General features: G+C 56.0%; 11 protein-coding genes. 4 read left to right on the forward strand and 7 right to left on the reverse strand.

What is annotated here, in order from left to right:
* Positions 1-4: 4 nt before the first annotated feature.
* The gene (locus tag ACWB12_RS05185) at positions 5-1,339 is read right to left on the reverse strand and encodes an NAD(P)-dependent oxidoreductase (protein ID WP_479529005.1); all 1,335 of its coding nucleotides are present in this window, start codon (positions 1,337-1,339) and stop codon (positions 5-7) included.
* 175 nt (positions 1,340-1,514) lie between these two features.
* Here ACWB12_RS05185 and ACWB12_RS05190 point away from each other — a divergent pair, with 175 nt between their 5' ends.
* Genes ACWB12_RS05190 through aat form a run of 3 tightly spaced genes read left to right on the forward strand, consistent with a single transcriptional unit; the run spans position 1,515 to position 4,009 of the window.
* On the forward strand, positions 1,515-2,003 hold the full coding sequence (locus ACWB12_RS05190; RefSeq protein WP_479529006.1) for an acetyl-CoA carboxylase biotin carboxyl carrier protein: 489 nt from the start codon (positions 1,515-1,517) through the stop codon (positions 2,001-2,003).
* 10 nt (positions 2,004-2,013) lie between these two features.
* The gene (accC, locus tag ACWB12_RS05195; protein WP_479529007.1) at positions 2,014-3,360 is read left to right on the forward strand and encodes an acetyl-CoA carboxylase biotin carboxylase subunit; all 1,347 of its coding nucleotides are present in this window, start codon (positions 2,014-2,016) and stop codon (positions 3,358-3,360) included.
* Positions 3,361-3,364: 4 nt separating this feature from the next.
* Positions 3,365-4,009, forward strand: a complete 645-nt coding sequence (gene aat / locus ACWB12_RS05200; protein WP_479529008.1) for a leucyl/phenylalanyl-tRNA--protein transferase — start codon at positions 3,365-3,367, stop codon at positions 4,007-4,009.
* Here the strand turns inward: aat and ACWB12_RS05205 are convergent.
* The 6 genes from ACWB12_RS05205 to ACWB12_RS05230 form a co-directional block, all read right to left on the reverse strand.
* Positions 3,973-4,329 carry a DUF2155 domain-containing protein gene (locus ACWB12_RS05205; protein WP_479529009.1) on the reverse strand — a complete coding sequence of 119 codons (357 nt, stop codon included), beginning with the start codon at positions 4,327-4,329 and terminating at the stop codon, positions 3,973-3,975. The genes aat and ACWB12_RS05205 overlap by 37 nt on opposite strands.
* Positions 4,326-4,775, reverse strand: coding sequence for an outer membrane lipid asymmetry maintenance protein MlaD (gene mlaD / locus ACWB12_RS05210; RefSeq protein ID WP_479529010.1), 450 nt, complete (start codon positions 4,773-4,775; stop codon positions 4,326-4,328). Before mlaD ends, ACWB12_RS05205 begins: the two co-directional genes overlap by 4 nt.
* A 3-nt stretch (positions 4,776-4,778) precedes the next feature.
* The gene (locus ACWB12_RS05215) at positions 4,779-5,153 is read right to left on the reverse strand and encodes an NADH:ubiquinone oxidoreductase subunit NDUFA12 (protein WP_479529011.1); all 375 of its coding nucleotides are present in this window, start codon (positions 5,151-5,153) and stop codon (positions 4,779-4,781) included.
* Between the two features lie 70 nt (positions 5,154-5,223).
* Complete coding sequence (locus ACWB12_RS05220; RefSeq protein WP_479529012.1) at positions 5,224-5,613, reverse strand: RidA family protein; 390 nt, start codon at positions 5,611-5,613, stop codon at positions 5,224-5,226.
* Between the two features lie 116 nt (positions 5,614-5,729).
* Positions 5,730-6,998, reverse strand: a complete 1,269-nt coding sequence (gene clpX / locus ACWB12_RS05225; protein ID WP_479529013.1) for an ATP-dependent Clp protease ATP-binding subunit ClpX — start codon at positions 6,996-6,998, stop codon at positions 5,730-5,732.
* A gap of 127 nt (positions 6,999-7,125) precedes the next feature.
* Positions 7,126-7,758, reverse strand: a complete 633-nt coding sequence (locus ACWB12_RS05230; protein WP_479529014.1) for an ATP-dependent Clp protease proteolytic subunit — start codon at positions 7,756-7,758, stop codon at positions 7,126-7,128.
* A gap of 141 nt (positions 7,759-7,899) precedes the next feature.
* On the opposite strand from ACWB12_RS05230, the gene ACWB12_RS05235 reads away from it, so the two are divergent.
* Positions 7,900-9,762 carry a monovalent cation:proton antiporter-2 (CPA2) family protein gene (locus ACWB12_RS05235; RefSeq protein WP_479529015.1) on the forward strand — a complete coding sequence of 621 codons (1,863 nt, stop codon included), beginning with the start codon at positions 7,900-7,902 and terminating at the stop codon, positions 9,760-9,762.
* Positions 9,763-9,882: the final 120 nt, after the last annotated feature.

A 9,882-nucleotide genomic window follows, 5' to 3' on the forward strand; every position in this document is an offset into this window, starting at 1 on the left:
CCCCCTAAGCCATCAACGTGGCGTGAATATCAATTGCAGCGTCGCGGCCTTCGGCCACAGCTGTCACGGTCAGATCATCGCCACCGCTGGCGCAATCCCCGCCAGCCCAGACACCCACCATTGAAGTGCGGCCAACATTATCCACCGTGATTTTACCGCGATCGACGGCCACACCATCGGGTGCGCCCTCTAACGTCTGTCCAATGGCCAGAAATACCTGATCAGCGGCAATCCGAACCGTTTCGCCCGTGCCTTTTAGCGCACCGCCTGCCTCACTCGTGTATTCAAACTCGGCCTCGGCCACAGCGCTATCACCGTGCATCGCCACAGGTTGAGCGTTGTAAATAATGCGCACGCCCTTGGACGTCGCCAGTTCCTGTTCATAAACAGAGGCCGCCATCCGCAGCTTGCCGCGCCGATAAACCATCGTAACTGTGTCAGCGCCCAGCAGTTTGGACTGAACAGCCGCATCCACCGCTGTCATCCCGCCGCCGATGACCACAACATTGCGGCCCACAGGCAGTTTGGATAGGTCGTCAGCTTGGCGTAAGTCTTCAATGAAATCCACGGCATCAACAACACCGCCCAGATCCTCTCCATCCGCCGACAGCGCATTCACGCCGCCCATGCCGATAGCCAAAAACACCGCGTCATAACCAGCCGTAAGGTCCGCCAGCGACATGCCATCACCCAGACGTTTGCCATATTGCATGGTGATCCCGCCGATCTGCATCAGCCAATCAACCTCGCGGTGGGCAAAATCATCGACCGATTTATAGGCCGCAATGCCGTATTCATTCAGCCCGCCCGCCTTGGTGCGCCCGTCCATCAGCACCACATCATGGCCATGCATCGCCAAACGATGCGCACAGGACAGGCCCGCTGGACCCGCCCCGACAACGGCCACTTTTTTACCGCTCAAAGCTGCTCGTTCATAGGGATGCACACCCGACGCCATCAAAACATCGGTGGCATACCGCTGCAAACGGCCAATCTCGACAGGTTTGCCCTCGGCCACTTCGCGCACACAAACCTCTTCACACAGGGTTTCGGTCGGACAAACACGGGCACACATACCGCCCAGAATGTTTTGGTCAAAAATCGTCGTGGCAGCAGATTCGGCAATGCCGGTGCTGATCTGGCGAATAAACATCGGAATATCGATGTCCGTTGGGCAGGCCACCTGGCACGGCGCATCATAACAAAAATAGCACCGGTCCGCCGCCACCGCGGCCTCGTGTGCATCCAGTGGCGCGTGTAAATCAGCAAAGTTGTTTGCATATGTGTCAGAGGGCAAACGCCCTGGTGCAATGCCCGGTGTCATCTGGCTGTTCGGCATATCTGGCTTCCCTAGCTGGAGTAAATCAGGCTTTAATCGTGCCACACCTCAAAAATTTTATCAAATGGTAAATTTTATTTTTTCACACCAACGCTTTTCACCCCCCCCGACCTCGCGTATAAGCGGGCAAAGTCAAAGCCCGACAAAGGGCACTAGGGGATACAACGAGGACGCCATGACCAAAAAATCACAAGACTCAGACGTGGCCTTCATTCAGGCGCTGGCCGCCATACTGGATGAAAACGACATGACCGAAATTCAGGTCAAACGCATCTATGCCAACAATGACAGCATGAATGTCCGCGTTAGCCGCCAAACGCAAATGGTTTCCGCCGCCCCTGTGGCCGTCGCCGCAGCCGCACCAGTTGCCGCCCCCGCCGCTGCATCCGAGGCGCCTGCAGCTGCCACATCCGAAGATCCTGCCGCCCTACCGGGTGCTGTGACATCGCCAATGGTTGGCACCGCTTACCTGCAACCTGAACCAAATTCGCCCGCCTTCGTGAGCGTTGGCGCACAGGTGGCAGAGGGTGACACCATTTTGATTATCGAAGCGATGAAAACAATGAACCACATTCCGGCCCCAAAATCGGGCACGGTAAAACGCATTTTGGTTGCCGACGGTGACGCCATCGAATTTGGCGCCCCCCTGATGATCATCGAATAGGGGCCGCGCCATGTTCGACAAAGTCCTGATCGCCAATCGTGGTGAAATCGCCCTTCGTGTTGTGCGGGCTTGCCGTGAAATGGGCATCAAATCTGTCGCCGTGCATTCCACTGCCGACGCTGATGCAATGCATGTTCGTATGGCTGACGAAGCCATCTGCATCGGCCCCCCTGCTGGCACCGACAGTTATCTGCGTATCCCCGCAATCATTGCGGCTTGCGAAATTACCGGCGCCCAAGCGATTCACCCAGGATACGGGTTTTTGTCGGAAAACGCCGGTTTTGTTCAGGTAATCGAGGATCACGGCCTGACTTTCATCGGCCCCACCGCCGAACACATCCGCATTATGGGCGATAAAATCACCGCCAAGGACACGATGAAAAAACTGGGCGTGCCTTGCGTTCCAGGTTCTGACGGGGCGGTGCCGGATGTGGCCGCAGCCAAGAAAGCTGGCAAGGAACTGGGTTATCCGGTGATCGTCAAGGCGACAGCCGGTGGTGGTGGACGCGGCATGAAGCTCGCGCCAACCGAGGCCGATATGGAAAGCGCATTTCATACCGCGCGCGCTGAAGCGCTGTCAGGGTTTGGCAACGACGAAGTTTACATCGAGAAATATCTGACCATGCCAAGCCACATCGAGGTGCAGGTTTTTGGCGATGGCAAAGGCAATGCGGTGCATCTGGGCGAGCGCGATTGTTCGCTACAACGCCGCCACCAAAAGGTGTTCGAAGAAGCCCCCGGCCCTAATATCACCGCCGAAATGCGTGCCAGAATCGGTAAGGTTTGTGCCGATGCGGTTGCCGGTATCAATTATATCGGGGCAGGCACGATCGAGTTTTTGTACGAGAACGGAGAATTTTATTTCATCGAAATGAACACCCGTTTACAGGTGGAACACCCCGTCACCGAAGCGATCTTTGGTGTTGATCTGGTGCGCGAGCAAATCCGCGTGGCCGAAGGGCTGCCGATGTCATTCACGCAGGATGAACTGGAGGTCAACGGTCACGCCATCGAGGTGCGCATCAACGCCGAACGGCTGCCCAATTTCACCCCCTGCCCCGGCACCATCACCCAGTTCCATGCCCCTGGTGGATTGGGCGTGCGGATGGATTCGGCGCTGTATGACGGGTATAAAATTCCTCCCTATTACGACAGCCTGATTGGTAAGCTGATCGTGCATGGCCGCGACCGGCCCGAAGCACTGGCCCGTCTTAGCCGTGCCTTGGGCGAATTGATCGTGGATGGGGTCGATACATCCCTGCCGCTGTTCACAGCGCTATTGGCCGAGGACGACATCCTGACAGGGAATTACAATATTCACTGGCTGGAAAAATGGCTCGAGGAAAATCTGGCTTAGGCGGATGAGCGCCCCCCCCCTGACACCGGAGGTTTTGTTGAATGCCTACGCCTCGGGTGTGTTTCCAATGGCAGAGTCGCGGGACGATCCAGAGCTGTTCTGGGTAGATCCACGCCTTCGCGGTGTGTTTGACTTGGACAAGTTCCACATTTCGCGCAGTTTGGCACGGCGCATTCGGCAGGAACCCTTCCAAATTCGAACAAATACCGCGTTTATGGAAGTGGTCGCTGGGTGTGCGGAACGTGACGAGACATGGATAAACGCGCAACTTCTTGATTTGTATGAACAATTAAACGGTATAGGCTATGCCCATTCGCTTGAGGTGTGGGATGAGGATACCCTTGTTGGCGGTGTCTATGGCCTGACGATTGGCGGGGCATTTTTCGGTGAAAGCATGTTTTCACGCCGCACGGATGCCTCTAAAATCGCGCTGGCATATCTGGTGGATCGTCTGCGTGTTGGTGGGTTTACCCTGTTTGATACGCAGTTCATCACCCCGCATCTGGCATCCTTAGGCGCAATCGAAATCCCACGTGATGCCTATCACTTGTTGTTGGAACAAGCCTTACCGGTTGATGCGGATTTTCTGCGCCAACCAGAAACGCCCACTGCTTATTCAGTTTTGCAGCGCAACACCCAAACGTCATAACGGGCGTGGTCCAGTGCGTTTAGGGCCGGTGTGTTGGCAATCATCCAGCCGGAAAATATCGGTGTCTGCGCATCGCCTTCGCGGATCGTCAAATAGGCATAGGCGTTGCCCGACGGGTTGCCTTTTGGATAGCGGCATTCGCCCAGTGTGATCTGCAATCGGCCATAACTGCGGCTTTCGCCTGTGGCCATTTCCATGTCGCTTAATCTGCCATCAACCTTATCCAGCCCGCGTAAAATCGCGGCAGGCGCAGTGCTAACATCTTCTGCAAATGCAGGTGCCGCGATAACCGCCAGAAAAATGGCCAGCGCCCGCATCATTCGCCACTGCTCGAAACAAACTTCATCAACAGGGAAACAAGGCTGACCGCCCCTTGGGTGTCTTCAATCTCGTCGCCAGGTCCGAAATTGTCGAGCGACCCACCTGGGTAAATCTCGACAAAGTTCCCGCCAAGCAACCCTTCGGATGAAATTACAATCGCGCTGTCATCGGGAATCATTATGCCCTGTTTCAACGACAGCATTGTGTCGGCACGGTAGGTTTTCGCATTCAGCGTCATCGCACTGACGGTGCCCACTTTGACCCCCGCAAGGCGCACATCCGTGCCCACAGTTATCCCCTCGCCCGAACGAAAGCTGGCCGTCAGCGCATAATCACTGCTTTTTGCCGGTGAAAATCCGGTCGCTTGGCCTGCGTAAATCAGGAACCCGACTGCGACTGCCAAAACAGCCCCGCCGACCATTACTTCTGTGGTTGATTCCGCCATGATCTACTCTGGTTGCCAAGCATCATAATCGCGCTGCTCTTTCGGACTGGCGTTATGTAATGACCCTGCTGGCGCGTAAGCGGCGTCACTGCCGGTCAGGTTTTCATGGTGCGGTTTTTCCCACGCTTTATGGGTGAGCGGCGCCTTTGTAGGTGGCTCGTCCCATGTGAAATGTATCCAGCCGTGCCAATCCGGTGAAATCTGGCTCGCCTCGGGGACATCGGCGTAACAAACCCAACGGCGTTTGCCGTCGCGGGTTTCATAATAGATGTTACCGTAGTCGTCTTCGCCAACCTTGACGCCATTGCGCCAAGTGAAAATCCGCGTGCCCAGCGTTTGGCCGTGATACCAAGTCAAAAGTCGAAGAATAGAACGCATGATGCTCTCCACAGTGGTCTGATACTGATATGGACCAATGTGCGCGTAACGTCCAGTGGCCAGCGCCGTTTCAGGCGATTTGTGGCAGACGCGCGGTCACTTCGATCTCAATTTTCATCGCCGGATCAATCAATCCCGCTTCGATCATCGTGGCGGCAGGCGGATTGTCACCAAAAGCGGCGCGCAATAACGGCCAGCATTCCTCGAAATCACCGCGTTCCAGTAGGATGTAGTTGACCCGCACAACATCGGCGAATGACGCACCCGCATTTTGCAGGGCTGCCGCGATGTGGCCCAGCGCCAATTCGCACTGATCCACCACGTTTTCGGGGGTTGTCATTGTGGCGTGATCATTGCCCGTGGTGCCCGATACCAACACCCAGCCATCAGCCACCACCGCGCGGCAGTACCCGATTTTGGGCTCGTAGGCGGAATCGGAAGCGATGCGTTTGATCGACATTTAGAGCGTGCCCAATCCAATTATATCCAATAATTCATCCCCGCCTCGGTGAGGCAGCTTTTGCAACGCATAACACGTTCACAGTGGCGGGTGAATGCGATTTGATTGGGCATGCTCTAGCTTGCGCTGGCTTCTTCTTTTTCATTGCTGTCGGAATAAATCATCAGCGGTTCCGCGTCAGGGCCGACGGCCTCTTCATTCACCACAACCTCGTCGACATTTTCAAGGCCGGGCAATTCAAACATTGTATCCAGCAGGATATCTTCCATGATTGATCGCAACCCACGAGCACCGGTTTTGCGGGCGATTGCGCGTTTGGCGATGGCTTTCAGCGCATCTTCGGTAAAGGTCAGCTTGGCCTCTTCCAGCTCGAACAGGCGTTGGTATTGTTTGACCAGCGCATTTTTCGGCGTGCTCAGAATGGTGACCAGCGCCTCTTCGTCCAGATCGGTCAGGGTGGCGATCACTGGCAAGCGGCCAACGAATTCGGGGATCAGGCCGAATTTCAACAGATCTTCGGGTTCAAGATCGCCCAGCATTTCGCCAACGCCGCGATCCTCTTCGTCTTGAACGTCAGCGCCAAACCCGATGGCCGACCCCTTGCCGCGTTGCGAGATAATTTTCTCAAGACCCGAGAACGCGCCGCCACAGATGAACAAGATATTGGTCGTGTCCACTTGCAGGAATTCCTGCTGCGGGTGTTTGCGCCCGCCTTGGGGTGGCACAGACGCAACCGTGCCTTCCATGATTTTCAGCAACGCTTGCTGCACGCCTTCGCCCGACACATCGCGGGTGATAGACGGGTTGTCAGACTTGCGGGTGATTTTATCAACTTCGTCGATGTAAACGATGCCGCGCTGTGCGCGCTCCACATTATATTCAGAAGCCTGAAGCAATTTCAGGATGATGTTTTCAACGTCTTCGCCAACATAACCGGCTTCGGTCAGGGTGGTCGCATCGGCCATAGTGAACGGCACATCCAGAATCCGCGCCAGCGTTTGCGCGAGCAAGGTTTTACCGCAACCTGTTGGACCAATCAGCATGATGTTGGATTTTGCCAGCTCGATCTCGCCGGTTTTGCCACTATGGTTCAGGCGTTTATAGTGGTTGTGCACCGCCACCGACAAAACCCGTTTGGCGTGGAACTGACCGATCACATAATCGTCCAGCACATCACATATTTCTTTGGGGGTTGGTACACCTTCGCTGGATTTCAGGCCAGCGGTTTTGGTTTCCTCGCGGATGATGTCCATGCATAATTCGACGCATTCATCACAAATGAACACGGTCGGACCCGCAATCAGCTTGCGCACCTCATGCTGGCTTTTGCCGCAAAATGAGCAGTATAGGGTGTTCTTGCTGTCGCTGCTTGAATTATTCGCCATTGTGCACCTCTAGTGGCTCAAAACCTGTTTCCATCACAACCCGTTTGGATCGCAAAGACTGCCCCTTGTCTCCAGCTTAGGGCAGCCCGTTTTTGTCTTCAACGCCAAAATGACCTGCTAGTGCAAATCAACTGTCGTCATCGTCACCCGCCGGACGGCTTTCGACAATCTCATCCAGATGCCCCCATGCCAGCGCTTCTTCGGACGACATGAAATTATCCCGCTCCAGCGCCTTTTCAACCGCTTTCAGGGTCTGGCCCGTGTGTTTAACATAAATCTTGTTCAGCTGATCCTTGATCTTCTGGGTTTCTGCCGCGTGGATCATAATATCCGTCGCCTGCCCCTGATACCCACCGGATGGCTGATGCACCATGATCCGCGCATTGGGCAGCGCGAACCGCATACCGGCCTCGCCCGCCACCGCCAAAAGCGACCCCATGCTGGCCGCTTGACCAACCACAAGGGTCGAAACCTTTGGTTTAATATATTGCATCGTGTCATAGATCGACAGGCCCGATGTCACTACACCACCAGGGCTGTTGATATACATCGAAATCTCTTTTTTCGGGTTCTCGGCCTCAAGATGCAGCAACTGCGCCACAATCAGACTGGCCATGCCGTCATGCACGGGGCCGGTGATGAAAATAATCCGCTCTTTCAGAAGGCGCGAGAAAATATCATAGGCACGTTCGCCACGCGCGGTTTGTTCAACCACCATGGGCACAAGGTTATTCATGTAGTGTTCATAAGGATCGTTCATATTCACCTGCCTGCTGCTGTCGCCATAACTTGCGCGAGTTTCCTTCCCCAAGTCTTAGTTGTGCGCTCGGACCCCTGCAAGGGGGGGTGCGGTTGTTTTCGCACAAATGGATTGAACGATCCGTTACCAAATCGACGTTTGTTGCCATATTTTTACCTGAAAATCGCTAAAACCCGCGTCACATCGCCCTGTTTCACCTCGCCAAGGCTTCTCGCCACATCAACCGTTGACTTTGGCAGCAATATTGCGATGAGGTCAGCCAACGCCATTAATAATGATCAAATGCGTGGGGATCAACATTCGGGCCATTCGGAATATCTGCTGGACGTGCTGGTTTTTCTAGCGGCGGCTGTGGTTGTGGTGCCGACCTTCCAACGCCTGCGCTCCAGCCCGATTTTGGGGTATCTGGCGGCAGGCATCGTCATTGGCCCCTACGGATTCGCCCTGATTGGTGACACGCAGGCCGCACATACGCTGGCCGAACTGGGCGCCGTGTTCCTGCTGTTCATGATCGGGCTGGAATTATCCATCTCGCGCCTGCGGGCCCTAGGCAGCAAGGTGTTCGGGTTGGGCAGCCTACAAGTCGGGGTTACCAGCGTTGTGATCGGTTCCACGGCCTACCTGCTGGGCTTGAGCTTCGAGGCCGCCACCATCATCGGCGGCGGGCTGGCGTTGTCGTCAACCGCGTTTGTACTGCAATTGCTGGTCGAGCGGGGCGAACGCGCCACCCGCTTTGGCCTGACCACTTTTTCGATCCTGTTGATGCAAGACATCGCCGTGGTGCCGCTGCTGATCCTTGTGGCGCTTTTGGGGGCCGAAGGCGCATCCTTTGTGCAAACCTTCGGGTTGGCCGCCCTGAAAGGGGCCGCCGCATTGGCCGTTGCCATTGGCTTTGGCCGCTACCTGCTGCGCCCGCTCTACCGGATGATTGCCAGCATACGCAGCGTCGAATTGTTCGTCGCCACCACCCTGTTGGTCGTCTTGGGCATGGGCTGGGTCATGTCACTGGCCGGACTGTCGATGGAACTGGGGGCGTTGCTGGCGGGGCTGTTGTTGGCCGAAAACGAATACCCCCACCAGATCGAGGCCGACATCCGCCCGTTTCGCGGCATCCTGCTGGGGCTGTTTTTCATGACCGTCGGTATGTCGATCAACATCGCCTTTATCATTGGTAATCTCGGGGTGATCCTGCTGATCGTTCTCTGTTTGATGGTTGCTAAAACCCTGATAACAACCGCGCTTTGCCGCCTCACCGGCATGCCACTCAGCACACCCGTCAGGACAGGGTTCGCCTTGTCCCAAGGTGGCGAATTCGGTTTCGTGCTGTTTGGCGCGGCGATGGCGCTTAACCTGATCACGCCAGACCTTGCGCAAATCCTGATGGCGGTGATCACCATCAGCATGGTCGCCACCCCGCTGATGTTTGTTGCCGGAAAACGCATCGGCATCCGGCTGCGCACCGACGCGCACCAACCACAAGATTCGATTGGCGCCGATCTGGAGAACGTGACCGGCCACGTGTTGATCGCCGGTTTCGGGCGGGTTGGCCAAACCGTCGCCAAGGTGCTGTCGGATGCGGGCGTGCCATATGTCGCGCTGGATCTGGATCAGGCGCGGGTGGCCAAGTGCCGTGAGCGCGGCGTGTCGGTTTATTACGGCGACGCCGACCAGATACAGGTGTTGCAATCGGCTGGTGCGGGCCGTGCCAAAATGGCGCTGGTGACGCTGGACAAAGCCAAAGTCACCCGCCACGTGGTCGCCGCCCTGCGCAGTGAATACCCCGACCTGCCGATTCTGGTGCGCGCCCGTGATCGCAAGCGCACGCTGGAGCTAGAACGGGTTGGCGCCACCGCCGTGGTGTCCGAGGCCGCCGAATCCAGCCTGCAACTGGGCAGTATCGCGCTGAAATCGCTCGGGATGGACGAAGACGAAATCCTTTGCGTCATTCAGGAATACCGCGAGGACGATTACGCGCGGCTTGAGGATATTGTATCGGGGGATTAGGGCCTGTTGACGTTTACCGCAAATGAATGACGGTTGCGACGATTGAAATCATGGCCTTAAAACTATCGTCAGTTTTACATGCACGTAATGCTATCCTTTTGAATTCCTTTATCTTTTGGA

It is taken from the genome of Profundibacter sp., from assembly GCF_056498605.1.

Bases quoted from the DNA above. Each gene is read 5' to 3' on its own strand.
- ACWB12_RS05185 (WP_479529005.1), bottom strand. From the start codon at position 1,339: ATGCCGAACAGCCAGATGACACCGGGCATTGCACCAGGGCGTTTGCCC.
- ACWB12_RS05190 (WP_479529006.1), top strand. From the start codon at position 1,515: ATGACCAAAAAATCACAAGACTCAGACGTGGCCTTCATTCAGGCGCTG.
- accC (WP_479529007.1), top strand. From the start codon at position 2,014: ATGTTCGACAAAGTCCTGATCGCCAATCGTGGTGAAATCGCCCTTCGT.
- aat (WP_479529008.1), top strand. From the start codon at position 3,365: ATGAGCGCCCCCCCCCTGACACCGGAGGTTTTGTTGAATGCCTACGCC.
- ACWB12_RS05205 (WP_479529009.1), bottom strand. From the start codon at position 4,329: ATGATGCGGGCGCTGGCCATTTTTCTGGCGGTTATCGCGGCACCTGCA.
- mlaD (WP_479529010.1), bottom strand. From the start codon at position 4,775: ATGGCGGAATCAACCACAGAAGTAATGGTCGGCGGGGCTGTTTTGGCA.
- ACWB12_RS05215 (WP_479529011.1), bottom strand. From the start codon at position 5,153: ATGCGTTCTATTCTTCGACTTTTGACTTGGTATCACGGCCAAACGCTG.
- ACWB12_RS05220 (WP_479529012.1), bottom strand. From the start codon at position 5,613: ATGTCGATCAAACGCATCGCTTCCGATTCCGCCTACGAGCCCAAAATC.
- clpX (WP_479529013.1), bottom strand. From the start codon at position 6,998: ATGGCGAATAATTCAAGCAGCGACAGCAAGAACACCCTATACTGCTCA.
- ACWB12_RS05230 (WP_479529014.1), bottom strand. From the start codon at position 7,758: ATGAACGATCCTTATGAACACTACATGAATAACCTTGTGCCCATGGTG.